This window comes from Marinobacter sp. W-8, from assembly GCF_044342215.1.
Taxonomy (GTDB): Bacteria; Pseudomonadota; Gammaproteobacteria; order Pseudomonadales; family Oleiphilaceae; genus Marinobacter; species Marinobacter nauticus.
Genome location: NZ_CP172297.1, coordinates 2,457,174 through 2,482,447, shown reverse-complemented (window position 1 = coordinate 2,482,447; position 25,274 = coordinate 2,457,174). Strand labels below are relative to the sequence as shown.

Here is a 25,274-nt window from a genome sequence, read left to right as displayed (position 1 = left end):
AACACCTCGTTACCAGCCAATATCCGATGCGGCAAAGGTCTGCAGTTTTTTGACGGTTTGCCGGGGTTTGAGGGAGGTGTTGCGAAAGGTGTGCCAGTTTGGGGTTTGGGGTCAGCCCCCAATTTATAGATGCTCGGCGAAATCCATTGAGCCGTGCAGGATTCGCACGACGACGAGCTTGCGTGCTGACATTTCAGATATGGCTTTGAAAAACACTACATGTCGGGCTTTCTGAGACTCTCTCTGAATCCTTATACTTCTGATCCCCGGTAGGAGTTCAGATCTATCCCTTGCTAAAGGATGATCAGGGCCCCGCTCGGATAACTCTTGGATGGTATGCGCAATCAGCCCACTGTAACTCATAGCTTGGTGGATGCCGAAGTTGTCCCGCGTGTAGCGCACAATCTCTTCGAAATCTCTAGCAGCGTTTTGGGAAAGTTCCACCGTCCATAGTGGGTGCATGCTGTTTAGTCCTTTTTATTCAGTTCTGCGGCCCTGTTGATCAGGTAGTTTGTGATCGCTTCACCGGTGCCCAGTGTGACTGTGCGGCCATTATCGACGTCTGCAAGCCCTTCGGCTAAGGCTCCGCGAAGTTCGAGAAGCTTTTGCTGCAGTTGGACTTCCTTCTCTTCGACCAACCGCAGCCCTTCTCTCAGTACCTCGCTGGCATTTTGGTAGCGACCTGTCTTAACCAAGTTACTCACCAGTTGTTCCTGGTGGTCTGTCATAACTATATTTCTAGTTGCCATTGTTCGGGGCCTCCCTGTGTCTATTGGCATATATTGCCATTTTGGCTATAGGGTTCCAAGCAGGAATATTGGATTCGACCCAAGTGTATTTGATTGGGTGAAATGTCTTGGGGTCAGGGTCAATTAGAAAGTTGGGAGTAGGTCAGTTCAACTTTGTCGTTCAGCTAAAACCAAAACGGCCGGGTGACTAACCCGGCCGTTTTGGTATCACTTGGCTACTGTTAACCCTGCAACAACTGCAGCACCTGCTGAGGCCTGGCGTTAGCCTGAGCCAATACCGAGAGGCCGGCCTGCTGGAGAACCTGGGTGCGGGCCAGTTCGGCGGATTCGGCCGCAAAATCGGCGTCCTGAATCCGGGAGCGGGCGGCTGAGAGGTTCTCGGAAGCGGTCGACAAATTGGCAATCGTGGTTTCAAAGCGATTTTGAACCGCACCGAGCTCAGAGCGAAGACCACTGATTTGTTCCAGTGCATAATCCACTGTGGTAATAGTGTTGGCGGATTCATCGCGGGTAAGGACGTTCATATCGTTAACGATAAGGTCTTCCTGTGTAAGAGTGCCCAACCCAAGGTCTGCAAGAGTTCCAGTCCCGCCCAGCGTAACTGTGTCGCCGATATCTGTGATGAGCTCAAGGCCTGGCTCAAAAGTGGCGGTTGCTGCTCCAGTAATAGCCGCGCTTCCCAAAACGTCTGTTGTGCCATCGTCCTGGAGCTCAATCACGCCACCATTCTTGTCTGTCAGAATAATGTTGGTGCCAGCCGTATCTTTTGCTGCGGTAATTCCGGTCTGCCCGGCTCTCTCGTTGATTTTGTCTATGGTCGAGTCGATGTCGTCGGAGTCTGTAATTTCAATACCGGTTCCATTAATGGTGATTGTTGCAGGGCTATCTGCAGCGGCTGGCGCGCTGAATGCACCAGTATCTACAATCGTCTCACCCGCCTTTTGCGCCGTAACATTGGTATCTGGGCTGACTAGGTTGATTTGATTAATGAGGTCTTGCCCAGTGGTTGCTGAAGACAGGTCAACGTCCACACCATTAATGCTTAACGATCCGGCTGCGCTAAAGCTTGTAATATTGCCTTGATTAAATGTTGTTCCAGAAGAGACGGAAGCGCCGAGTTTAGAGCCTCGTGCATCAACTCCGTCCACGCCGATGGTTTGATTTGCATTGGCTCCAACCTGAAAGCTGAAATCTGCAAAGCTTCCATCCAGAATGTTACGCCCGTTGAACTGAGTTGTGCTTGCAATTCGGTTAATTTCGGAAATCAGCGCTGAAACTTCCTGGTTCAGAGCTTTGCGATCTGAAGGAGAGTTGGTGTCGTTAGCGGACTGTACCGCCAGTTCACGAATTCGCTGAAGCGCGTTGGTGGTCTCTTCAAGAGCACCTTCGGCAACCTGAGCAAAGGAAATGCCATCATTGGCGTTTCTGATGGCTTGATTCAGTCCTCGAACCTGGGAGGTGAAGCGCTCAGAAATCGCCAACCCTGCAGCATCGTCTTTTGCGGAGTTGATGCGCAGACCAGAGGACAGCCTTTCGAGGGCGACGTTAGCGTCTCCCTGGGATGTATTAAGGTTGCGTTGAGCGTTTAGCGAAGCGATGTTGGTGTTGATGACCTGAGGCATATCTATTCTCCTGCTCAGAGGTGCCGGAAACCAGATGCCCGTTGTAGAGGGGAACCCTTGCCGGCGGAAATTCGTTAAATTGCCGTTTTGCCGGATACTAAGCGAAGGGTGTGCCAGTTTTAAGAAAGTGGCGTTATATGGCTGTTTTAATTGATAGTTTTTAGATCAGGTTTTGAGCAGGGTGTTGCCTAGCGCCGGAAAGTTGGCGTAGGGGGCGGGAAAAGGGTTGCCGGTTTTGTTGAGTTGGGGTAGTACAGTTCGCCCCACCAAATGTCCCGGGGTCTGCCCCCAAATTCCATGTGTTACATTCCTTTACAAAAACCCTGAAAATTTTCCTAAAGCAACCGCACAAGGCGCCGTTAAGTGGAATAACAGGGCGGCGCTCCCAGATTAACGAGAACGGGCGTCAGACCTTTTCCATGAAATAACGACATCTGTCGAAGGAGAAGCATTATGGCTCTCGGTATTAATACTAACGTTGCGTCCCTCAACGCTCAGAATCAGCTGGGTAATTCTCAAAGGCTGAATGATCAAGCGCTTCAGCGACTTTCTTCTGGTTTGCGAATTAACTCTGCGAAAGACGATGCTGCCGGTCTGGCCATTTCAACACGGTTTCAATCGCAAATCTCTGGTTTAAATGTGGCTCAGCGGAATGCCAATGATGGTATTTCGTTGGCGCAAACGGCTGAAGGTGCTTTGGACGAGATCACCAACAACCTGCAACGTATTCGCGACTTGTCCGTGCAGTCTGCTAACGCTACGAATAGCGCTTCTGATCGCGCAGCATTGCAAGCCGAAGTTGACCAGTTGGTTGAAGAGGTTGATCGCGTTGCTTCACAGACAACCTTTAATGGCACCAAGCTTCTGGATGGGAGTTTTACTCAGAAAAATTTTCAAGTTGGCGCCAATGCCGGTGAAAAAATTTCAATCGATGGTATTACTAATGCTAGGAGCTCATCTCTTGGCATCTATACCGGTGTGAGTGCAGCAGATAACACTATCGCCGGAAATGCTGCGGCACAAGAACTGACAGTTACTGTTGGAAGTAACGCTACAGTTAGTTTGGGTGATGTGGCGACCGATGCTAGGGATATAACGGATGCGATAAATAACTCCGGAATTGCTGGGCTAACTGCGAGTGCGGATGTCAATCGGGTCAGTGGCGATACCACCGGTGCAGCTACGGTAGCAAGTGCTGATGCTGGCAATGTAACATTTACCATTAATGGGACCTCATTCGAGGTTTTCGCTGGTACAGATAATGGCGCGAACACTAAAGCAGCGATGGATGCGATTAATAGTGTGTCTTCCGTTACTGGTGTGGTAGCTGAAAACAAAGGCGGGAAATTAGACTTGGTCGCTAGCGATGGTCGGAATATCACTTTCGCTTTCGATGATACGGCCAACTCTACTGGTGCTAATACACAAAGTTTTGGTCTGGCTGCTGCCGGAACCCAATATTCAAAGGTGGATATCGAGTATAAGGGAACTTCGGATCAGCAAGGTGGAACTCTGGTTATTGCTCAAACTGATGGCTTGACCCTTTCCAAGGGTATATCCAAGACTGGAACGGCTCTGAACGCGATTGATATTGGTACTCAGGAGGGTGCCGAAAAAGCGCTTTCATCTATTGATGGTGCGCTCGACGCAATTAACGCTGCGCGGGCAGATCTCGGTGCTGTCCAGAACCGCTTCGAGTCCACGATCAATAACTTGGCAACCTCAGTAGAAAACCTGAGTGCCTCCAACAGCCGAATCCTGGACGCAGACTTCGCAGCCGAAACCGCGAAGCTCTCCAAGTCCCAGGTACTGCAGCAGGCCGGTATCTCCGTCCTGGCTCAGGCGAACGCCCGTCCGCAGCAGGTTCTGTCCCTCCTGCAGTAACAGGGACATAGCGGCACAAACCGGAACCTTCGGGTTCCGGTTTTCCGCCGTTTGAGGATAGCGAGGTAAAGCTATGAATGACGTTAACCTGAACAACCCGAACCTGAAGCTGGTGAATGCCAGTGACCGGGGCCCGGTGAAGGCACTGTCGTCATCTCAGGCCGAGGGCCGGAATGCCCCTGACCTTGCTGCTTCGACTGTCGGCGCAGCCCAGGTTCAACGCAACGTTGCTAACGAAGCCTCCAAAGCCGAGCGGCTGCAGGAGCGTAACGAGGCGCAGCGTGAAGAGTTGGATCAGGCGGTCAGCCAGCTGAACGACTTTGTTCAGAATGTGCAGCGGGATCTGCAGTTTGAAGTGGATAACGACATGGGCCAGACCATTGTTAAAGTGGTCGATCAGCAAACCCAGGAAGTCATCCGCCAGATTCCGGATGAAGTGGCTTTGAGGTTGGCAGAAAAATTGCAGCAGGACGAACCGCTGACGTTGTTTAACATCAAGGTGTAAAAGCTTGCCGCTTTTGCGCGGATGACTACAACGGTATTTCAGCACCGCCGCACCTGAGAAGGTCCGGCGGTGTTCTGCGTTATGGCTGCACCCGGTCTGATTCGGGGCTATGCTTGGTTTGACGCGTTGTTACAATTTTCTACGCCGGAAAGGCAAAGTTTTGCCGCTTTCGGCCGATACATAGTTCAGTGAAGACATTGGCCCCCTTGAGGAGGCATGGTTATGGCAGGTATATCATCGTTGGGAATTGGTTCCGGGGTGCTGAACTCGGATCTGGTGGATCAGTTGGTGGCCGCAGAGCGCAAGCCTACGGAAACCCGCCTAACCCAGAAAACCCAGCAAGCCGAGGCGCTTTTGTCCGCCTATGGCAAGTTGCGCAGTGCCGTCACGGAACTTCGTCTGCCTATGCGGCAGTTGAGCTCACCGGATAACCTCAAGGCATTTTCTGCGTCTTCCTCCAATGACGATATTGGTGTTTCTGTCGATTCCACCAAGGCAAGCCGTGGCGCTTACAGTGTGGAGGTCACCAGTCTTGCCTCTGCTCAGGCATTGGCTTCCCGGGATGTATTTGCGGATCGTGACGCGACCAGCGTCGGACGTGGCACCCTGGAGCTGTCGGTTGGCGACAAAATTACGAATATCACTATAGACAGCAGTAACGACACACTTCAGGGTCTGGCGAACGCGATTAATGAAGCAGACGCGGGCGTTTCCGCTGGAATCATCGATACCGGTAGTGGATATCAACTGGTGCTTTCTGCGGATGAGACGGGTACCGCCAACGCAGTCAGTATTTCTGTCACGGGTGATACGAATGGCACAGATACCGACAACACCGGCCTTTCACGTTTTGCCTTCAACGCGGGAATGGATGCGGACTCCGGCCTGAAAGAAACTATTGCTGCCAGCGATGCGGTAATGGATATCAATGGTGTAACGGTTACCCGTTCCACCAACACATTTGAAAATGTGATCGATGGCCTGACCTTCGATATCAAAGAAACCGGCACTTCTACTATTAAAGTCTCTCAGGATTTTGGCGCAGTGGCTGACCGCGTTCAGGGCTTCGTTGATAAGTTCAATGCGCTGCAGTCCACCATTGACAGCCTTGCCGGTTTTAATGCCGAGGCTGGTGTGGGCAGCCTGCTAACCGGCGATTCTACGGTTCGGGCGATTCAGAGCCAGTTGCGGAATATTCTTACCCGTGTGGTGCCAGGCATGGAGAACGCCAGTGTTCGCAGTTTGGCCGATGTGGGTATCACCACTGACTTTGAGACCGGTGGCCTAGAATTCGACCGGGCGAAGTTCGAAGAAGTCCTGAAGGCTAATCCTGACGAGGTAACGGCGCTGTTTGCGGAGCAGGGGCGTACCACGGACAGCCAGGTGGAATTTGTTCGCAGCGGTTTGAATACCGAGCCCGGTGAGTACGACATCAATATCACGCAGGCTGCCACTCAGGGGCAGTTGGTAGCTGGTTCGGCACTCGGTGCTACGTTCGATATTACCGATACCAATGATGATCTGGCCTTGACAGTGAACGGTGATATCACGGTGAACCTGAAGCTGACCCAGGGTAATGGCATTAGTCAGGAGGCGCTTCTTGATAATATTCAAGCTCAGTTGAACGCCAATAATGCGCTGAATGCAGCCGGCACCCGATTGCAGGTTGGTTTGGATGGTGGCGGAAATCTGACGTTTACGTCGGCAGACTATGGTAGCGATTCGAAAGTGGCCCTGGCATCCGCCGAAGATGCGGCCTTGTTTGGCCTGGATACCAATACCAGCACCGACGGGCTGGATGTGGCCGGCACCATCGATGGTCGGGCTGCGGAAGGCGACGGCCAGGTGCTGTTTCTTGGAACTGGCAACGGCGGTGCTTCGGGACTTCAGGTTCGAATTCTCGGTGACCAGACGGGTAATCGTGGTTCCATCACCTTTGTGGAAGGGGTTGCAGAGCGTACGGTTGACTTGGTGACCAACATTGTTGGCGCTGATGGCGCGATCGAAGCTCGGACAAATGGACTAAACCGTGAGCTTGAGCAGATTCAGGAGAGTCAGGTTCGTCTTGAGGAGCGTATTGCTGCTTATCGGGAGAGGCTGGTGAGCCAGTTCACAGCGGCGGACTCCTTGATCTCGCAGTTGAACAGCACCCGGGATTACGTCACGCAGCAGTTGGCTGCGTTGGCACCACAGAACAATCGAGAGTAATACGGTGAAACGAGGTTATTTATGAACGGTTTACAAGCGTACCAACGCGTTAATACCCAAACCAGCATCACCGATGCCGATCCCCACAAGCTTATCCAGCTGTTGTACAACGGTGCCATTGAGCGCATCAACATGGCCAAGGCCAAGATGCAGGCCAAGGATTACGCCGGAAAAGCGCAGCTGTTGAACAAAGCCATCGAAATCATTGGCGGGCTGCGCTCGTTCCTGGATTTCGAGAAGGGCGGCGATCTGGCGCCACGGCTTGAAGCTTTGTACGACTACATGGAGCGCACCTTGCTGGAAGGCAGTGCCCGTAATGATATGGCCAAGCTGGATGAAGTGATTGAATTGCTTCGTTCAATCAAAGAAGGCTGGGACGGCATCCGCGAGGAAGTGGTAAGCCAGCACTCCCAGGCCGCTGGCTAAACCAGCACTTCTGCCGTCCATGGCGCCCCTATCCTTTGGCAGGGTAGGGGCTTTATAGCCATTCCCCCCGCCATCCCGTACAATGTTGCCCTTCTTTTCAACACATCCATTCTGTTCAGTCTGGAGCAAGGGCATGTCTGATATTAAAAAGGTGGTGCTGGCCTATTCCGGTGGCCTGGATACTTCCGTCATCGTTCGGTGGTTGCAGGATACCTATAACTGTGAGGTGGTAACCTTTACTGCCGACATTGGCCAGGGCGAGGAAGTGGAGCCGGCGCGTGCGAAAGCCGAAGCGCTGGGCGTTAAGGAAATCTACATCGAGGACCTGCGCGAGGAGTTTGTGCGCGATTACGTGTTCCCGATGTTCCGCGCCAATACCATCTACGAAGGCGAGTACCTGCTGGGTACCTCTATTGCCCGCCCGCTGATTGCCAAGCGCCTGATCGACATTGCCAACGAGACGGGTGCAGATGCCATCTCTCACGGTGCCACCGGTAAAGGTAACGACCAGGTTCGCTTTGAGCTTGGCGCCTATGCCCTGAAGCCGGGCGTGAAGGTGATCGCTCCCTGGCGCGAGTGGGATCTGAACTCCCGCGAGAAGCTGCTCAAGTACTGTGAAGAGCGGAACATCCCGGTGGAAATGAAGAAGGGCAAGAGCCCGTACTCCATGGACGCCAACCTGCTGCACATCTCCTACGAAGGCATCAACCTGGAAGACCCGTGGGCGGAAGCCGAGGAAGACATGTGGCGCTGGAGTGTGTCTCCGGAAGCCGCGCCGGATAAGCCCACGTACGTGGAACTCACCTACAAGAAGGGCGACATCGTTGCCGTTGATGGTCAGGAAATGAAGCCCCACGTGGTGCTGGAAACCCTGAACAAGCTGGCGGGTGAAAATGGTATTGGCCGCCTGGACATCGTCGAGAACCGCTACGTGGGCATGAAGTCCCGCGGCTGTTACGAAACTCCGGGTGGTACCATCATGCTGCGCGCCCACCGCGCCATCGAGTCCATTACTCTGGACCGTGAAGTGGCACACCTGAAGGACAGCCTGATGCCGCGCTATGCTGAGGTGATCTACAACGGTTACTGGTGGTCCCCGGAGCGTGAGGCTCTTCAGGCGCTGATCGACCAGACCCAGAACTACGTGAACGGCACCGTTCGCCTGAAGCTTTACAAGGGCAATGTAGACGTGGTCGGCCGTAAGTCTGACGATTCTCTGTTCGATGAGAAGATCGCCACCTTTGAAGAAGACCAGGGTGCTTACGATCAGAAAGATGCGGAAGGCTTTATAAAGCTGAACGCGCTGCGCCTGCGGATTGCCGCTGGCAAAGGCCGCAAGCTTTGATGGTTTGTTGATGCCCTGAAAACGCCCGGTTCATAACCGGGCGTTTTTGTTTATACTTTTCAAACAATTCCAACAACGAAAGTCATCACCATGAATGCGTTGGGCACAGCTTCCGTCGCCGCTTTGCGGCAGTATGTTCGCTACGCCGATGCCAAAGGTATCGCGGTTGATCCGCTGTTTGAAAAGGCGGGTTTGAAGCCCGAGATCCTGGATTCCGATGAGGGCCGAATCGACGGCGAACAGCTCCAGGCATTTATTCACTTGCTGGCCGAACATACCGGTAACCCGGTATTGGGATTGGAGACCGGCGACTATGTGCAACCCGGTTCCTACAGTGTGCTGGGTTACATCACCATGAGCTGCGCCACGTTGGGGGAAGCGGTTACCCGTATTGCGCCCTATGAAAAGCTGGTGGGGGATATGGGTACCACCCGCCTCAAGATGAAGGGCGATTGCGCGACACTGATCTGGACCTGCAATTTTACCGATCCTGTGGTGTGGCCCCAGGTGGTGGACAATGTCTTTGCCTCCTGGATCAACTATGCGCGATGGCTGGCAGACAGCGCGGACGCCACGCCGCTGGAAGTTCGCCTCAGGCGGCCTTCTCCCGGCCCGGAGCATGAGAAGGCCTATGCTTTGCGCTGGCAATGCCCTGTACAGTTTGATGCAGAGGAGGACAGTGTCACCTTTGCGCAGTCACTGCTCGCCACCCGCCTGCGTCAGCCAGACCCGCTATTGCGAAAAACCCTGGAAGCACACGCATTGTCTCAGTTGGCGTTGCTCGACACCGACACGGATCTGACCAGCAAGGTAAAGCAAAGCATTCAGAAACAGCTCGCCGAGGGCATTACCCGCCAGGATATGGTTGCCGAGGATCTGGGAATGACCAGCCGTACCTTACAGCGAAAGCTGAGTCAGGAAGGGGTGTCTTACCAGAAGTTGCTGGATGAGGTGCGCCAGCAAATGGCGGAGGACTATTTGCAGAATACCGACATGAGTATTCCGGATATTGCCTTGCGCCTGGGGTACAGCGAAACCACGTCGTTTCACCGAAAGTTCAAGGCTGCGACGGGTAAGACGCCGGGGGATTTTCGCAGGCAATAAAAAAGCCAGCTTACGAGAGCTGGCTTAAGAAATTCGGAAAGAACGAAAGTGCCTGAAAAATTCGTTAATCCTGCAGAATCAGCTTGCGGTACCCATATGGCGGCGGAGGTACTACTCGGCTCCTCCGCCATGGGTGGATACTGCTTGATTCCACAATGTCAGAATAAGCCTGATCGCCTTTCCTGTCTGTTTGTGAAGTGTGTCCCAGTGTTACTGTTTGTGATCGCTACACACCTGCCCGTATCTCCGGGGTGATTTCGGTGAAACGACGGGTTTCATAGGCATCTACCAATCCTTGCACGGCTGCGCGCTCCAAATCCTGCACTGTTGGCGTGCCGTCCTGGGCATCGGCTTTGCACAGGGCCATACCGGCCTCCACAGAGATGAAGCCGGCGGTGGTTTTCAGGGCTTTGTGGTTGATGCCGTCAAAAATGCGCCGGAACGCGGTGGTGGTGCAGTGATCACTGTTGGGAAAGTAGGAGACAATCGCAAACTGGTTATCACCTACCCGACACAGGGCATCAATCGGGCGAATCAATGTGCTCAGGCGCCGGGCGATGCCGATCGACAGTTCGCTCATCACGCTGGGCGGATGTTTGCGTTTCAGGTCTTGCCAGTTGCGGATGCCGCACATCACGTAGGCGGTTGAGCCGCCACGGGATTCGGCGTGGCGCAGGGTTTTCTGCAAGCGCTGGCGCGCGTATTTGTTGTTGGTCAGGCCGGTTTCCAGATCAATGATGTTGCTGGATTCCAGTTCCCGGTTGTTCTCCACCAGCAGCGCGTTGGCGCGCAGCAGGGTGTTCTGCCGGTCTGCCATGCGGTCCGCCGCAAAGATGCGAGGGATGAGCTGTTTGGTCATGTCTGATTTGTAGATGAAGTCGTCCACACCCCGGTCGAACGCTTCCGACAAGGCTTCCACGCTCTCGCGGGCGGTGAGCAGAATCACATAGGTGTAGTGGTTGTTCTGCTCGTCTTGCTGGCGAACCTGGTCGGTCAGCTGCAGGCCGTCCATTTCCGGCATCAGCCAGTCTGCAATCAATACGCTGACCGGGCGTTGTTCCATGAGTTTCAGGGCAGCCGGTGCGTTGTTGGCGATGCGTATGTCGCGGTATCCGGCATTTCGCAGCGTACGGCCCACCACCATACTGCTGAATTTGGCGTCGTCTACTACAAGAATGGGAAGATCGAGGTTTGGCATTGTTTGTCTACTTCTTACCAGTCCATTGTCAGATGCGGTTCGCCACAGCTCTTGGTATTCTTGGCGGTTTCGAACATCCGTAATCAAATTGTCGCCACAGTATACCCCTCCGTGGCCTTTGGAGAATAACGACTATGCCTTCTTTTGACATTGTTTCAGAAATCGAAATGCACGAAGTTACCAACGCGGTGGACCAGGCCAAGCGTGAACTGGGTAACCGCTGGGATTTCAAGAATGTTGAGGCGGACATCGAGCTGGAGGACAAACGCCTGACGCTGAGCGCCGAGCAGGAGTTCCAGCTGGAGCAACTGGTGGACATGATGCGAATGGCCTTTGCCAAGCGCAACATCGACACCCGCGCCCTGTCCGAAGATGGTGAAAGCAAAGCGGGCAAGCTGGTGAAGCAGCATTTCACCCTGAAGCAGGGTATTGAAACGGACATGGCCAAGAAGATCGTGAAGATGATCAAAGAGCAGAAGATGAAAGTGCAGGCCAGCATCCAGGGTGACAAGGTGCGGGTTACCGGCAAGAAACGGGACGACCTGCAGGAAGCCATTGCCATGTTGCGTGAGGCAGAACTGGACATCCCGCTGCAGTTCAACAACTTTCGCGACTGATTCGGAGAGGCTCCTATTTATCTTCCTCCCAACGTTGCAGCCCTGATTCGGGATACCGCCTACACCTACACCCGCTGGCAAGTGATTGCCATGTTGTTTCTCGGGTTCTCGGCGGGGCTGCCCTTTCTGCTGGTGTTTTCCACCCTCAATGCCCGCCTGGCAGACGTTGGGGTGGAGACCGCCACCATCGGTTTTTTCAGTTGGCTTGGCATTACCTATTCCATCAAGGTGTTCTGGGCGCCGGTGGTGGACCGGCTGAAACTGCCGGTGCTGGATCGCTTGTTTGGCAAGCGCCGCAGCTGGATTCTGCTGGCTCAGGCGGGCATTGCCACCGGGTTGTACCTGATGTCCCAGACGAACGCCCTGGCGGCTCCGGAGACACTGGCGCTGTTCGGATTGTTGGTGGCTTTTTCCTCCGCCACGCAGGATGTGGCCATTGATGCCTATCGCATTGAGATTGCTCAGGAGCGTTTGCAGGCGGCGTTAGCGGCCACATACATCTTTGGTTATCGGCTGGCGTTGCTGGTGGCTGGCGCCGGTGCACTGTATGTGGCGGAGTTCTGGTCCTGGGAAGTGTCGTACCAGGTGATGGCAGCGCTGGTGGGTGTGGGTGCGCTGACGGTGCTGATTGTGAAAGAGCCGGAAGTAAACCATTTTGCGGCTGCTCAGGACATTGCCCATCGAATTGAGGAAGAGGTGGAGAAACGAAGCCACCGACCGGAACGCCTGGCCAGGTTAACTGGCTGGTTCTATGCCGCCGTGGCTGGTCCGTTTCTGGACTTCTTCCGTCGGTATCGGGAGCTGGCGGTGGCGATTCTGGTGCTGGTGGCGGTGTATCGCATTTCGGATATTGCCATGGGGGTGATGGCCAATCCTTTTTACCTGGATTTTATGGGCTTCACTAAAACCCAGGTGGCCGATGTCACCAAGGTGTTCGGGTTTTTCATGACCATTGCCGGTTCTATGCTCGGTGGGGTGTTGGTAGTCCGTTATGGTGTGCGCCGGATACTGCTGGCGGGTGCCATCATGACGGCGGCGACCAACCTTCTGTTTGTACTGTTAGCCCAGCAACCACCGGATATCGCGGCGCTGGCCTTGGTGGTGAGTGCCGATAACCTCAGTGGCGGCATTGCCAATGTGGCGTTGATTGCGTGGCTGTCCAGCATGACCAGTGCCTCGTTCACTGCCACCCAGTATGCCCTGTTCAGCTCGCTGATGACGCTGCCAGGCAAGTTCCTGGGGGGCTTTTCCGGGATTGTGGTGGCGAACTTTGGCTACGCCGAGTTTTTCCTGATCGCGGGATTGATGGGCGTGCCTGCGATTCTTCTGGTGCTGTTTATGATGCGACACGGCGCCAGGCTGGATGCGCTGGCGCCAGTCAAACATGAGGAAGATGCCCTGGTGAAATAGCGGCCGTTCAGGAAGAGCAGCTGATGTTCAGATGTTTCCCCCAATCCGGTGGCAGGGCAGCGTATTTCTCATACTCGGGTTGCTCATCAAAGGGCTTTTCCAACACCTTGAGCAGTTCTTTCATCGGCTCATAGTCGCCATTCTGCGCCTCCAGGATCACTTGCTGGGCCAGGTAGTTGCGCAGAATGTACTTCGGGTTTACCCGGCGCATGGCGAATTCCCGTTCATCGTGGCCACGGGTTTCCTTCTGCAGTCTGGCTTCGTAACGTTCCAGCCACTCGTCGGCCACGCTGCGGTCTGTGAACAGATCACGAACCGGCGCTGTGCCATGGTCGTGCAGGTTGGACAGGCCGCGGAAAAACCGGGTGTAGTCCACGCGGTGTTCGTGGAGCATGCTGAAGGTGTCCATGATCAGGCCCATATCTGACCCATCCGCTTCCTCCAGCCCCAGCTTGGCGAGCATCTGGTGTTTGAAATGCTCGTTGTAGGCGGTTTCATAGCGTCGCAGTCCCCGGCGAACGGTATCCTCGTCCATGATCGGCAACAAAGCAGTGGCCAGGTACTGACAGTTGGTAAAGCCTACCTGGGGCTGGCGGTTGTAGGCATAGCGGCCTTCGTGATCGGAGTGATTGCAGACGAAGCCGGCGTCGAAATCATCCAGGAAGGCGAAGGGGCCATAGTCAAAAGTGTCACCGATAATCGACATGTTGTCGCTGTTCATCACCCCATGGCAGAAACCAACGGCCTGCCATTTCGCGATTAGTCTGGCGGTGCGTTCCACCACTTCCTCAAACCAGCGGGCGTAGCGTTGGTCCTCCGGCAAGCTGATCAGGTGAGGGAAGTGCAGGGCAATCACATGCTCTAACAAGGTTTTCAGGGCTTCCGGCCCTTCATGGTGGGCGGCAAACTCGAAGTGGCCGAACCGGATGTGGCTTTTCGCTACCCGCATCAGAGCGGCGGCGGTTTCGATGGATTCCCGGCGCACCGGGTCTTTGGCACTGATCATGAACAGCGCCCGGGTGGTCGGTATTCCGAGACCATGCATGGCTTCGCTGCACAGGTATTCGCGAATGGTTGATCTAAGCACCGCCCGGCCATCGCCGAAGCGGGAGTAGGGCGTGGTGCCTGCGCCCTTCAGGTGCCAGTCCCAGCGTGTGCCGTCCGGGCCCACGGTTTCCCAAAGCAAGAGGCCGCGGCCATCGCCCAGTTCCGGGTTGTACATGCCGAACTGATGTCCGGTGTACTTCATGGCGACCGGGTCCATCCCCTCCAGAAGTTCGGCGCCGGCACCAATGGCCGCCCAGTCATTTTCATTCCGCACCAGAAATCCCATATCGCTGGCCAGGGCCTGGTTAAAGCAGACCATGCGCGGTTCAGACAGAGGAGATGGCTGTACCCGGCTGTAGAAGCTGTCCGGTAATTCCAGGTAGCGATGTTCCACCTGAAAGCTGTTGTTGCTCATAAAACGACCTGGCTTTGGTATGAATACTGCGTATGTATAGGGTTGAAGCCTAACAACAGATTGCAGAGCAGGTGAACCAAATGCAACCACACCTGATAGTTTTCACCGACCTGGACGGCACCTTGCTGGACCATCACAGCTACAGCTGGCGGGCCGCATCGCCGGCCATGGCAAAGTTGGCCGCTAACGGTATCCCCTTGATTTTTAACTCCAGTAAAACCGCCGCGGAGATGCGCCATCTGCAAAACGCGATGGGTATACGGGCCCCCTTCATCGTCGAGAACGGTGCGGCGGCGGTTATCCCGGCGGGCTGTCTGGGCCGCACCGAAGAACAGGTGATGAATTTTGGCGCAGATCACCAGCAGGTTCTGCGCACGCTTATGGTGCAGAGGGAGGCGGGTGCACAGTTTCGGGGCTTTTCAGATATGCCGGATACGGAACTGGCCGAGGTTGCGGGGCTGGATAAGGTGGAGGCTGCTCGGGCCCGGCAGCGCCTGGGTACTGAGCCACTGATCTGGCAGGGCAGCGATCCGGAGCTGGACCAATTCAGTGCGGCGCTGGAGCGTGAGGGGCTCCGTCTGGTGCAGGGTGGGCGCTTCTGGCACGCCATGGGGCGGTTCGACAAAGCCGAGGGGGCCCGCTTTTTGCTGGAGCAATACCGGGAGCGCTATCAGGGCGAGCCGATAGTCACCATCGCATTGGGCGACAGCCCGAATGACCAGCGCATGCTGGAGGCCGCGGATATCCCGGTGGTGATTCGCGGGGTGAACAGCGATCAGGTCCAGTTGCCATCGCAGAAGCACCCCATGCGCTCCCTGAAACCCGGCCCAGAGGGTTGGAACGAATGCGTGCTCAATCTTCTTTTTGAGTACGGCTACTAGGCCGCCTGGTGTGGCCAAAAGCATAGGAGAGGCGCCATGGGCGACTTTTACCAGAATGGCATAGTAACGACCCTGCACAATCTTGTGCGACGACCGGTAGAAGACATCGAGGCCGATCTGCTTCAGTTCCGTAAAGCGCGGCCCATGTCACTGGTGTTGCCGTCGCTGTATTCAGAGCTGGAAGGCCCCGCCCTGAAACACATTGTCCAGGAGCTGGCAAAGGTGCCTTATCTGGAAGAAATCGTGATCGGGCTCGATCGTGCCGATGAAGCACAATACCGGCACGCATTGGAGTACTTCTCCGAGCTGCCTCAGCCGTTCAAGGTACTGTGGAACGATGGGCCGCGTTTGCGGGCCATCGACCTCAAGCTTCGCGAACAGGGCCTGGCCCCAACTGAAATGGGTAAGGGGCGGAATGTCTGGTACTGCTTCGGTTATGTGCTGGCCTCAGGGGTGAGCAAATCGGTGGCGTTGCACGATTGCGATATCCTGACCTACTCGCGGGACCTGCTGGCACGGTTGATTTACCCGGTGGCCAACCCCGGATTCAACTACATGTTTTGCAAAGGCTATTACGCCCGTGTTGCCGACAGCAAAATGAACGGTCGGGTCAGCCGTCTGCTGGTCACCCCGCTGATCCGGGCCCTGAAAAAAGTCTGCGGCCCGAACGATTTTCTCGACTACCTCGACAGCTACCGCTATCCCCTGGCCGGAGAATTCTCGTTCCGCACAGATGTTATCAATGACCTGCGCATTCCCAGTGACTGGGGGCTCGAGATTGGTGTGCTCTCGGAGATGAAACGAAACTACGCCACCAATCGCCTGTGCCAGGTGGATATTGCTGATGTCTACGATCACAAGCATCAGGATCTCTCGCCGGAGGATGCCAGCCGAGGGCTGTCCAAAATGAGCGTGGATATCGCCAAGGCCCTGTTCCGAAAGCTGGCCACCAATGGCGAAGTGTTCTCCAATGAAAAGTTCCGCACCATCAAGGCGACCTATTTCCGTATTGCTCTGGATTTTGTGGAAACCTATCAGAACGACGCCGTGATCAACGGGCTCGGCTTTGATCGGCACAAGGAAGAAAAGGCAGTGGAATTGTTTGCCCAGAATGTGATGCGCGCCGGCGCCTACTTCCTGGATAACCCCATGGACACCCCCTTTATCCCCAGCTGGAACCGGGTGACCAGTGCCATTCCGGACATTCGCGAGCAACTGCTGGAGGCTGTTGAACTGGACAATCAGGAATATCGGCCATGACTCAGCCACTGAAGAGCAAGCTGCAAGGTATGCTCGAGGTCGTCTATCCCTCGGTAGATTGCGATTTTCTGGCGGAGCAGTTACTGGCCACCATGGGGCTGGCGCCCAATGCCGACGCCCCACCGGCCCACCAGAACCATTGGGACGAAACCGATGTGTTGCTGATCACCTACGCGGACACGCTTCAGCAACCGGACGAGAAGCCGCTGGTGACGCTCAAGCGCTTCCTGGATGACTGCCTTAAGGACTCCGTTTCCGCGGTGCACATACTGCCGTTTTTTCCCTTCAGCTCTGATGATGGCTTTTCGGTGATGGATTACCTGGCGGTGAATGAGAGTCACGGTGGCTGGCCGGAGATTGAGGCCATTGCCCGGGACTACAAGTTGATGTCCGATCTTGTGATCAACCACATGTCGGCCCGCAGCCGGTGGTTCGAAAACTATAAGAAGCGCATCGACCCGGGTAAGGACTATTTCTTTGAAGGCAACCCGAAAGACGACCTCAGCCAGGTAGTGAGGCCACGTACGTCGCCCCTGCTCAATCCGGTGCAGACCGACGACGGCGAGCGCTATGTGTGGTGCACCTTCAGTGAAGATCAGGTAGACCTGAACTTTGCCAACCCGCAGGTATTGTTGGAGTTTACGGGGATCATCCGCCAATACCTGGAACGGGGTGTGATGATTTTCCGTATGGATGCCGTGGCCTTTCTCTGGAAAGAGCCCGGCACGCCGTGTATTCACCTGCAGCAAACCCACGAGCTGATCAAGATTCTGCGCTTGCTGATTGAACATCACACGCCGGACGCGGTGGTGATTACCGAAACCAACGTGCCTAACCGGGAGAACCTGACTTATTTTGGCAATGCCAACGAAGCCCACGCCATCTATAACTTTTCGTTGCCGCCTCTGCTGATCAACACGCTGGTGACCGGCAATTGCCGACATCTGAAAACCTGGCTGATGAGTATGCCTCCGGCGCAGCTGGGCACCACCTATCTGAACTTTATCGCTTCCCACGACGGCGTTGGTCTGCGGCCCACAGATGGCCTGCTGACCGAAGATGAAAAGCAACGCCTGATCAACACCATGGAGTCGTTTGGCGGTAAGGTGTCCTACCGCCGGACGGCCGACGGGCGGGATCAGCCCTATGAGATGAACATTGCGCTCTGGGATGCCCTCAAAGGGACCGCAGAAGGCGGTGCCGACCACTGGCAGCTCGCGCGATTCCTGTGCGCGCATACCATCATGCTGGCTCTCGAGGGCATTCCCGCCTTTTATATCCACAGCTTGCTGGCCACGGAGAACGATCAGGCACGGGTGGAGCATACCGGGCGCCTGCGCTCCATTAACCGCAGTCAATGGCAGTTGTCGCAACTGGAGGAAACCCTCGCAGATCCACTGACCCACCACAGCAAGGCATTCCGGGAGCTGAAGCGTTTGATTGCCATACGTCGCGCTCAACCTGCGTTCCATCCGAACGCCACGCAGTTCACCTTGCACCTAGGGTTGCAGTTGTTCGGGTTCTGGCGCCAGAGCATGCGTCGGGAGCAATCGGTGTTCTGTATCCATAACATCAGTCCCGAGGTGCAGCAGGTGGCGCTCAGTGATATCAATCTGATCGGAACGGATCGCTGGGTAGACTTGATCTCCGGAATGGAGGTGGATGATCTGGCTGGGTCAATCACCCTGAAGCCGTATCAGAGTGTGTGGTTGTCCAACGAGCAGAGACGCTGAGCGTTAAGGCGAATGCCTCAGGAATGAGGCATGGTTGGTTTGTATTCTGCAAGTCGGTGGTTATAATCGGGGCTGCTCAGGATGAGTCAGTTCAACATAATCTTCAGGGATCGAAGTCATGCCCCAGGCAAGCGGATTGCAGTTCACCGCCCGTGTAGGCGAATTCCCCTCGGACCACTTTGTCGTTGTCGGCTTCGCGCTGACCGAACGGCTGTCTGATCTGTTCCATGGCCGGTTACAGCTGGCCAGCACCGACCCGGATGTGGCCGCCGCCGATGTACTGGAACAGCCGGTAGACCTGGTGGTGTGGCAGGACGGCCAGCCCCTGCGCCGGTTCACCGGCGTGGTGAATGAATTTATGCGGGGCGACACCGGCCACCGCCGCACCCGCTACGAAGTGGTCATCCAGCCGCCCCTGTGGCGCCTGGGCCTGATGCACAACAGCCGCATCTTCCAGACCCAGACCACCGACGCCATCGTGCGCACCCTGCTCGAAGAGCGGGGCATTGTGGATTCCATCTTTGACTTCAAGCGCCCACCGGAAGAACGGGAATACTGCGTCCAGCACCGGGAAACCGACCTGCAGTTCCTGGAACGCCTGGCCGCCGAAGAAGGCTGGCACTACCGCTACCAGCACGGCAGCGTGGATGGTGAAGAACAACCAGCACTGATTCTTGCCGACCACCACGGCGACGCTCCGAAACTGGACCCGGTCACCTGCAACACCAAAGCCGGTGGTAGCACCCAACAGGCCTGCGTGTTCCAGTTCGCCTACGAAGAGCGGGTCAAAGCCGCCTCCGTGGCCATGAAGGACTACACCTTCAAGAACCCCGCCTACGCCCTGATGCATGAACACAGCGCTGCCGACGCGAACCACCGGGAAGACTACCAGCACTACGACTACCCCGGCCGCTACAAAGCCGACGCCAGCGGCCAGCCGTTCACCCAGAACAGACTGGATGCGCTTAGAAACGACGCCGCCATGGCCAACGGCAAAAGCAACCGCCCGGAATTCACCCCCGGCGCCAAAGTGGAACTGCAGGACCACGACAGCCAGACCCTGAACCGGGAATGGCTGCTCACCGCCATCACCCACACCGGCAAACAGCCCCAGGCCCTGGAAGAAGAGGGTGGCAGCGAACCCACCAGCTACCACAACACCTTCAGCGCCATTCCGGCCGACAAAACCTGGCGCCCGCTGTGCAACCACAAACCCGTGATGGACGGCCCCCAGATGGCGCTCGTCACCGGCCCCGAGGGTGAAGAAATCCACTGCGACCAGTATGGCCGGGTGAAAGTAAGATTCCCTTGGGACCGCTATTCCAAGAACGACGCACACTCAAGCGCCTGGCTGCGCGTGGCCCAGGGCTGGGCGGGTGGCCAGTACGGCTTTATGGCTCTGCCCAGAATTGGCCACGAAGTCATCGTGTCTTTCCTCGACGGCGACCCGGACCAGCCCATCATCACCGGAAGAACCTACCACGCCACCAACACACCGCCGTACGCGCTGCCGGAACACAAAACCCGCACCACCCTGAAGACCAAAACCCACAAGGGTGAGGGCAGCAACGAACTGCGGTTTGAAGACGAAGCGGGCGAAGAACAGATCTACGTGCACGCCCAGAAAGACCTCGACCTGCTGACGGAAAACAATCGCACCGAAGTCATCAGGAACGACAGCCACCTGACGGTGGAGAACCACCAGTTCAGCCACATCAAAGCGGCGGACCATTGCACCACCGACGGCGAAAACCGGCTGTCCGTTGGCGCAGATTGCAGCCAGACCGTGGGCGGCACCTACCATCAGAAAACCGCCCGCACCATGGCCTCGGAAGCCGGCACCGAAGTGCATCACAAGGCCGGTGCCAAGGTGGTTCTGGATGCCGGGGCAGAGCTGACAATTTCTGGCGGTGGAAGTTTTATCAAGCTGGACCCCAGCGGCGTGACCTTGAGTGGGCCGGGGATCAAGATTAATTCCGGGGGCAGTCCGGGCAGTGGTTCGGGGCAGAATACAGTTGCTCCGGAACTGCCTGCATTGCTTGATAGAGATCGGGCAGCAATGCAGCAGTCTCCTGAACTGGCAATGGTTAGTCAGCGTAAAGGTGCCTCTCCCGACCAAACAGAGTTTGAACAGTTACCGGGCTCTGATCGAAAACTGATCATTGATGTGATTGGTGGCCACTTGGAGCGGGATTCAGTAGAGGCGGTGAAAGGAAGCGATGGAGGGGAGAGCGTATGACGGACACGGTGGATTTTTCGGATGAGTCTCTGGATCGCTCAATTCTCAGAAGAGCGGACTACGACGATACAGATCCCAAAGACCTGGTGCTGACGATCCCCAAGCGTGATGGAGGCAAGATCTCTGTTCCTCTTCTTAAGCATGCAAGATCCAATATTGAGCGTGAGGATTACCAAGAGAATACTCTTTTGAGGATCAAACCTCTGGCGGAGATCGCCGATAACCTCCCGGTACAGCAAGGGCGCGGTGCACCAATCTATCAGGGTAAAGGGGTGGCATTGCTACGCCCTGGATTTCTCTACATTTTTTGCAAAGACAAGCTCTGGCGAGAATTGGAGATCAATCAAAACTCCCAATTTAGTGACGTTGATCTTCAGGAAGCGCGTGCGGAGGTCAACGACCCTCAGTCCGATTTGAGAATGGTGCGCCCATCAGCGGGGCAGTGGTTGGACGATGTGCTTGTTCCTGTGTTTCTCCAGGGACAAGCGGTGATGCACGATTTCCGCATGGCCTACAGTGAAGTCCAGTGGGACTGGTCTTATATTCAGAAACTTGAAGAGAATGACGCAGTTCGTAATGCAAGGACGACTGGAGTGGGTCATGCCTGGGCGGCCACATCAGTTGATTCATTAAGTTTTGAAACCGGATTCCCTGCATCACGTGTTGAGAACGCTCCAGAACTCAGGCATCGGGATCTGGGCATTGAACTAATGATTGAAGATCCCAGTGATTTTGTGCTCAGTTTTGAAGGGCCGAGTGAAGACGATCTGTGCAGCAAGCTCGCCAAGCTATTGGTGAGTAATGAAAAGCAGGCAAGGGAGTCAGCACGGCGGGCGGCCTCGAGAAGCGAAGTAAAAGACCCTGTTGAATACACTGAGCAATTGATGAAGAACCCGCTCGAGCATGCACTGGAGGCTATCGCACCAGATCCGGTGGATGCCGGTGAGGAGAGTGAGGTGGCGAACATTCTTGAGCTCTCCTGCCCCCAAGGGGCAGATCTTTTGCAGCATCTCCGCTCGCAGAGGGGGGTTGTCTGCGTAGCTATCCCGGATCCATTGTTCAGGCTGCGTCACTCGTTGGCGCAGCTTCAATTGGCGCTTCACTATCTTGACGCTCTTGATGTATCCATACAGGAAAGACCGCTGGTTCATTCAGCAATGCTGATACGTCAGGCGGTATTTGATCCGAATGCATCCGACTCAGCTGGTCAGATTAGAAAGCTGCGGGCCGCAGTAGATCAAGACAAACTCCACAAAATCCTAGAGCAATCAGAACGCCGAACGATACTTCACAGCATAGAGGGTCATCTAACAAAGCTCGAAATGCTAGTTGCTAGCGGTGAATTTGATTTGGTCTGCGGTGACTATCTCCATCATAGAGGGCTCGGGCCATGCGAGGCATTCTCTCTTCATGCGGGCCTGCTGGATATTTTTCAGCAATTACCTGGTGTATTTAGAGCGCAGGGTGTGGAAGAGCCAATTACTCTGTCTCGTGTCCTGAAGCTGGGTCTGGAAAAGAGTTCTCTGATTGACGCTTTGGCTAACGGGGAATGCGAAGAAGATGACCGGTCGTTGCTGGCGCAGTTAAGGGCACTATCTCGTCAGGGCGAGACCCTCACTGATCGGCACTTGAATGGGCTCGGTCTATCAGCCATCAGTACGATTGCTCAGCAACTAAAATATGAGGAGGCTGATTCCGGTACGAATGATGAAAGCTCCTCTCCTGTTTCTGTTGGCTCTGCAGGTACCGTTGCGGGGATGGTTGAAACTGCACTGAGTGGCTGGAGTGGCGCCGTTCTTAAGGTTATTGATCGGATACGTGAGAGTGGCGAATTGACGGCTATCAGGCTGGACCGAGTGTTTACCGCGGTCAGTGAAGCGGCTGATATTGCGGATCCGAAGCTTGGTGGTGAATTAAGAGTGATGCGTAGGGATGCCGTTGACCTGACGCGTTACAGCATTGTCGGCGTTCATGGAAAAGGCCTCTCGTTTGGATTGACCGATGCTGATCTCCAGAGTGAAGCGTTGACAAGGCGTAACGACTACCTTTTCGCTGATCGAGTTGATGCGGCGGGTAAAAAGGTTGCGTCAACGAGTCCGGCAAGGCTTGCGGATGAGGTTGGTGACGCTGTAGTTAAAGCTGCTGCCCACACTTGGGTGTTTGTCTTGCCGATTGATCATCCCGAAGCTGTGAAGTTCAGTGCGTGGAAATTTGATTGGGCTAATAAGGCTAAGGCTGTTGCGGATGGGCCGGGCTTGTCCCGGGTTTTGGTGGGGTTAGCTGCATTTAACGTTGTCTCCGAAATGTTGAATTTGAAGCAAGCAAAGCCAGAAGAGGTTGGCTATGGTCTTACGAAATTTGTGGGTGCAGGATTAGATCTTTCCGCGGCATTGATGAAGCTTCACGCGGTTAATTCCCCCGCCGAAAGTAAATTGGTTTCGAAAGTTATATTGAGGCCGCTTTTTGAGGTGAGGTCTATACCAGTGCTTGGCCCTTTAGTTCAGCAAAAGCTCATGAAGGATGGCGCAAGTACTATTGTACGTTCTATGTCGTTGGTGAATTTCTTCGCGGCTAGTTTTATGGTGACCGTAAGCGCCTGGGACGTTCGTAATAGTGTTAGTCGTGGAGATATGGACGCCGCTTTAGGCCATGCACTAGCAGTAATCGGTGGTAGTGTTTTCGCATTTTCAAAATTAATGACCGGTATGTTGTTGGTGCCTGGTTGGGGGTGGGCTTTGTTGGGTTTGGGGTTGGTTTTAGGTGGTAGTATATATGCTGCTGTTTCCACTGATAGTGAGATAGAGCAGGTGCTGAAAAGAGGGCCTTTGGGCATTGGCCCAAGTCATGCGGGGCTGCCAGATGATGATGTCCTTTACTATGCCCAACTTCTTACCTTATTCGCTCCTATAAGTATTTCGGCTAAGCGTTATGATAATCTAAGTGATAGTGAAAAGAGAATGTTTTCGGATAACGAGACTTCCCAAAATGATTATAGAATAACGCTTAAGTCCCCGATAATTAGTAGATTTAAAATCGATAAAGTTGGTCATAAAAAAGATAATACAGGCGAGAGAGTTAAACATCCAAGTTTAAGGCTCGGTGTTCAAGAATTGGAATATACTCACAGCACTGTTCAGACATCAAAAACCGACGCGTGGAATGTGGAAAATTACAGATTGAGCAAAAGTACTCCGTTGAAGAGGATTAAAAGCTGGGTCGCCGTTCCTGAACAAAATGCAGTGCATTTTCTGGTTGAAAGAAACTTGGTTGGAGGCGAAATCGAAACGTATGAATATCGTGAACGACGAACCATTAGCCTAAGAGTTGTGATGCAGGCGTATATTACAAGTGAAATTGGGGGATTTCGGTATCCGACTCCGGCGTTGGATGAATACAAACCGTTCGATTCTAAGCATCACGCTGTACTGCCAGGTAAGAAACAAAATGTACTGAACCCGTTCGATAACGATCCGGTTCCGTATTGGATAATTAAAGAGGTTGCACTTTGAGTAACGATGATAAAAAAAGAAGCTATCAGAATTGGAGAGGATCGGGAGATAAGGTTCCTCCTGTTCCTGATGCTACGAAAAAAAATAGAAAACGTGCTGGTCAGGATCTACAACCTGTTGGCGATTACGCAGGTATCGATCCCTATTACCGTATTAGCGATGATGTTGGGGAAGTTCAAAACCAAGATAAGATTGACCCAGAAGCTTTTCAGTCCGGTAACTGGTGGTGGAATCATCGTCAGATTCGTTTCTTGAGTGGCAAGGCGTTTCTCGGCCTTTCAGCAGTTCTATTATTCGTACCCTATGCATGGGGTGGATTGATTTTGATTGGTGGTGCATGGTGGTTTTATTATTGGTTGTATCAATGGGTCGTTGAAGCCAACGATATTGTATTTATGCTGGTAATGTTAGTTGGAGTTGTCGTTTGGCTACCACTTTCGATTCTTATCCTGATAAAGACTATGCCCGTGGTCATGGGCAGCGTTGCTCTATTACTGAGGCCGTTCGACAAATTTCTTGGTAAGCTCTTGGACAGAAGTCATAAGGCGGGTGAAAGCTACTTCAGCCGAGAGACCGGTCAGGTCAGTTTTGCCTTGCCAGGCGGAAAAAAGTTGACAGCCCCCTTCGAGGAATATGATGCCTACGTGGAGCGCGTCGTTGAAGCCGGCGGTATCTTCTACCGCCTGATGTTCGTGCATCGCTACACCGCCAAACAATTCAGCCAGACGTCCCTGAGCCGGGTAGAGCCCACGAAAGAAGAGGTAATGGCGCTGTGGGACATGCTTCAACGCTACATGGATACCTCTCAGCCCCTGCCGGATGTGCCAAGGCTGGAACCATTCAGACATCTGGACCCAGTTACCGCAGAGCATGACCGGCGCACCGACCGCAACCCTCGCTTCTGGCGTGATCTGGATTTGGAAGTCTGGAAGGAAGGGGAAGGCAAGGAATGGCTGAAGCGGCAGATGGAATACCCATGGGATAAACGCCAATGCAGGCTGACACCGCAGTTGGGCAAGATCTCGATGGCGGAGTACCGAAAGCTACGCCCGGCCGATGCCTGGCCGATTTGAGAGGCTTGATAGCATCGGCGCAGCCACATGTCGCTCGCGACTTCGTTTT

At 54.6% G+C, this 25,274-nt stretch carries 19 protein-coding genes; 14 read left to right on the top strand and 5 right to left on the bottom strand.

Going from position 1 to position 25,274, the window contains the following annotated elements:
• Positions 1-123 precede the first annotated feature (123 nt).
• From ACF8YQ_RS11530 to ACF8YQ_RS11520, 3 genes are all read right to left on the bottom strand, one after another.
• Complete coding sequence (locus ACF8YQ_RS11530) at positions 124-462, bottom strand: type II toxin-antitoxin system RelE/ParE family toxin (protein WP_396621453.1); 339 nt, start codon at positions 460-462, stop codon at positions 124-126.
• Positions 463-467: 5 nt separating this feature from the next.
• Positions 468-749, bottom strand: a complete 282-nt coding sequence (locus tag ACF8YQ_RS11525; protein ID WP_222562389.1) for a type II toxin-antitoxin system ParD family antitoxin — start codon at positions 747-749, stop codon at positions 468-470.
• A gap of 221 nt (positions 750-970) precedes the next feature.
• Positions 971-2,371 (bottom strand): flagellin, encoded by a 1,401-nt coding sequence (locus ACF8YQ_RS11520; RefSeq protein ID WP_396621452.1) that lies wholly within the window; start codon positions 2,369-2,371, stop codon positions 971-973.
• 453 nt (positions 2,372-2,824) lie between these two features.
• Here ACF8YQ_RS11520 and ACF8YQ_RS11515 point away from each other — a divergent pair, with 453 nt between their 5' ends.
• The 6 genes from ACF8YQ_RS11515 (at position 2,825) to ACF8YQ_RS11490 (ending at position 9,843) form a co-directional block, all read left to right on the top strand.
• The gene (locus ACF8YQ_RS11515) at positions 2,825-4,255 is read left to right on the top strand and encodes a flagellin (protein WP_396621451.1); all 1,431 of its coding nucleotides are present in this window, start codon (positions 2,825-2,827) and stop codon (positions 4,253-4,255) included.
• A gap of 73 nt (positions 4,256-4,328) precedes the next feature.
• Positions 4,329-4,760 carry a flagellar protein FlaG gene (locus ACF8YQ_RS11510; protein WP_396621450.1) on the top strand — a complete coding sequence of 144 codons (432 nt, stop codon included), beginning with the start codon at positions 4,329-4,331 and terminating at the stop codon, positions 4,758-4,760.
• Between the two features lie 222 nt (positions 4,761-4,982).
• Positions 4,983-6,968: a flagellar filament capping protein FliD gene (gene fliD, locus ACF8YQ_RS11505; protein WP_396621449.1), complete on the top strand. Its 1,986-nt coding sequence runs from the start codon at positions 4,983-4,985 to the stop codon at positions 6,966-6,968.
• A gap of 21 nt (positions 6,969-6,989) precedes the next feature.
• Positions 6,990-7,394, top strand: a complete 405-nt coding sequence (gene fliS / locus ACF8YQ_RS11500; RefSeq protein WP_396621448.1) for a flagellar export chaperone FliS — start codon at positions 6,990-6,992, stop codon at positions 7,392-7,394.
• 133 nt (positions 7,395-7,527) lie between these two features.
• Entirely contained in the window at positions 7,528-8,739 is a 1,212-nt protein-coding gene (locus tag ACF8YQ_RS11495; protein WP_199452266.1) for an argininosuccinate synthase, read from the top strand.
• A gap of 90 nt (positions 8,740-8,829) precedes the next feature.
• Positions 8,830-9,843, top strand: coding sequence for an AraC family transcriptional regulator (locus ACF8YQ_RS11490; RefSeq protein ID WP_396621447.1), 1,014 nt, complete (start codon positions 8,830-8,832; stop codon positions 9,841-9,843).
• A 226-nt stretch (positions 9,844-10,069) separates the two neighbouring features.
• Here the strand turns inward: ACF8YQ_RS11490 and ACF8YQ_RS11485 are convergent, their stop codons facing one another.
• Positions 10,070-11,041, bottom strand: a complete 972-nt coding sequence (locus ACF8YQ_RS11485; RefSeq protein ID WP_228223960.1) for a response regulator — start codon at positions 11,039-11,041, stop codon at positions 10,070-10,072.
• A 134-nt stretch (positions 11,042-11,175) separates the two neighbouring features.
• Between ACF8YQ_RS11485 and ACF8YQ_RS11480 the strand changes: the two genes are divergently transcribed.
• A complete protein-coding gene (locus ACF8YQ_RS11480; protein ID WP_011786031.1) occupies positions 11,176-11,658 on the top strand; it encodes a YajQ family cyclic di-GMP-binding protein in 483 nt (160 codons plus the stop codon).
• 81 nt (positions 11,659-11,739) lie between these two features.
• Positions 11,740-13,068, top strand: a complete 1,329-nt coding sequence (locus ACF8YQ_RS11475; protein ID WP_396621446.1) for an AmpG family muropeptide MFS transporter — start codon at positions 11,740-11,742, stop codon at positions 13,066-13,068.
• Positions 13,069-13,075: 7 nt separating this feature from the next.
• Here the strand turns inward: ACF8YQ_RS11475 and ACF8YQ_RS11470 are convergent, their stop codons facing one another.
• Positions 13,076-14,530: a YdiU family protein gene (locus ACF8YQ_RS11470; RefSeq protein ID WP_396621445.1), complete on the bottom strand. Its 1,455-nt coding sequence runs from the start codon at positions 14,528-14,530 to the stop codon at positions 13,076-13,078.
• A gap of 80 nt (positions 14,531-14,610) precedes the next feature.
• Here ACF8YQ_RS11470 and ACF8YQ_RS11465 point away from each other — a divergent pair, with 80 nt between their 5' ends.
• The 6 genes from ACF8YQ_RS11465 (at position 14,611) to ACF8YQ_RS11440 (ending at position 25,225) form a co-directional block, all read left to right on the top strand.
• Positions 14,611-15,411 (top strand): HAD-IIB family hydrolase, encoded by an 801-nt coding sequence (locus ACF8YQ_RS11465; RefSeq protein ID WP_396621444.1) that lies wholly within the window; start codon positions 14,611-14,613, stop codon positions 15,409-15,411.
• 36 nt (positions 15,412-15,447) lie between these two features.
• Positions 15,448-16,671, top strand: a complete 1,224-nt coding sequence (locus ACF8YQ_RS11460) for a glycosyl transferase (RefSeq protein ID WP_022992716.1) — start codon at positions 15,448-15,450, stop codon at positions 16,669-16,671.
• Positions 16,668-18,404: an alpha-amylase family glycosyl hydrolase gene (locus ACF8YQ_RS11455; RefSeq protein ID WP_396621443.1), complete on the top strand. Its 1,737-nt coding sequence runs from the start codon at positions 16,668-16,670 to the stop codon at positions 18,402-18,404. The genes ACF8YQ_RS11460 and ACF8YQ_RS11455 overlap by 4 nt, the downstream gene beginning before the upstream one ends.
• Before the next feature lie 118 nt (positions 18,405-18,522).
• Positions 18,523-20,643 carry a type VI secretion system Vgr family protein gene (locus ACF8YQ_RS11450; RefSeq protein WP_396621442.1) on the top strand — a complete coding sequence of 707 codons (2,121 nt, stop codon included), beginning with the start codon at positions 18,523-18,525 and terminating at the stop codon, positions 20,641-20,643.
• Entirely contained in the window at positions 20,640-24,152 is a 3,513-nt protein-coding gene (locus tag ACF8YQ_RS11445) for a toxin VasX (RefSeq protein ID WP_396621441.1), read from the top strand. The genes ACF8YQ_RS11450 and ACF8YQ_RS11445 overlap by 4 nt, the downstream gene beginning before the upstream one ends.
• On the top strand, positions 24,149-25,225 hold the full coding sequence (locus tag ACF8YQ_RS11440) for a hypothetical protein (RefSeq protein ID WP_153741599.1): 1,077 nt from the start codon (positions 24,149-24,151) through the stop codon (positions 25,223-25,225). The genes ACF8YQ_RS11445 and ACF8YQ_RS11440 overlap by 4 nt, the downstream gene beginning before the upstream one ends.
• Positions 25,226-25,274: the final 49 nt, after the last annotated feature.

What these genes read in the sequence shown, in the direction of transcription:
- ACF8YQ_RS11530 (WP_396621453.1), bottom strand. Translation starts at nt 462, where the DNA reads ATGCACCCACTATGGACGGTGGAACTTTCCCAAAACGCTGCTAGAGAT.
- ACF8YQ_RS11525 (WP_222562389.1), bottom strand. Translation starts at nt 749, where the DNA reads ATGGCAACTAGAAATATAGTTATGACAGACCACCAGGAACAACTGGTG.
- ACF8YQ_RS11520 (WP_396621452.1), bottom strand. Translation starts at nt 2,371, where the DNA reads ATGCCTCAGGTCATCAACACCAACATCGCTTCGCTAAACGCTCAACGC.
- ACF8YQ_RS11515 (WP_396621451.1), top strand. Translation starts at nt 2,825, where the DNA reads ATGGCTCTCGGTATTAATACTAACGTTGCGTCCCTCAACGCTCAGAAT.
- ACF8YQ_RS11510 (WP_396621450.1), top strand. Translation starts at nt 4,329, where the DNA reads ATGAATGACGTTAACCTGAACAACCCGAACCTGAAGCTGGTGAATGCC.
- fliD (WP_396621449.1), top strand. Translation starts at nt 4,983, where the DNA reads ATGGCAGGTATATCATCGTTGGGAATTGGTTCCGGGGTGCTGAACTCG.
- fliS (WP_396621448.1), top strand. Translation starts at nt 6,990, where the DNA reads ATGAACGGTTTACAAGCGTACCAACGCGTTAATACCCAAACCAGCATC.
- ACF8YQ_RS11495 (WP_199452266.1), top strand. Translation starts at nt 7,528, where the DNA reads ATGTCTGATATTAAAAAGGTGGTGCTGGCCTATTCCGGTGGCCTGGAT.
- ACF8YQ_RS11490 (WP_396621447.1), top strand. Translation starts at nt 8,830, where the DNA reads ATGAATGCGTTGGGCACAGCTTCCGTCGCCGCTTTGCGGCAGTATGTT.
- ACF8YQ_RS11485 (WP_228223960.1), bottom strand. Translation starts at nt 11,041, where the DNA reads ATGCCAAACCTCGATCTTCCCATTCTTGTAGTAGACGACGCCAAATTC.
- ACF8YQ_RS11480 (WP_011786031.1), top strand. Translation starts at nt 11,176, where the DNA reads ATGCCTTCTTTTGACATTGTTTCAGAAATCGAAATGCACGAAGTTACC.
- ACF8YQ_RS11470 (WP_396621445.1), bottom strand. Translation starts at nt 14,530, where the DNA reads ATGAGCAACAACAGCTTTCAGGTGGAACATCGCTACCTGGAATTACCG.
- ACF8YQ_RS11465 (WP_396621444.1), top strand. Translation starts at nt 14,611, where the DNA reads ATGCAACCACACCTGATAGTTTTCACCGACCTGGACGGCACCTTGCTG.
- ACF8YQ_RS11460 (WP_022992716.1), top strand. Translation starts at nt 15,448, where the DNA reads ATGGGCGACTTTTACCAGAATGGCATAGTAACGACCCTGCACAATCTT.
- ACF8YQ_RS11455 (WP_396621443.1), top strand. Translation starts at nt 16,668, where the DNA reads ATGACTCAGCCACTGAAGAGCAAGCTGCAAGGTATGCTCGAGGTCGTC.
- ACF8YQ_RS11450 (WP_396621442.1), top strand. Translation starts at nt 18,523, where the DNA reads ATGCCCCAGGCAAGCGGATTGCAGTTCACCGCCCGTGTAGGCGAATTC.
- ACF8YQ_RS11445 (WP_396621441.1), top strand. Translation starts at nt 20,640, where the DNA reads ATGACGGACACGGTGGATTTTTCGGATGAGTCTCTGGATCGCTCAATT.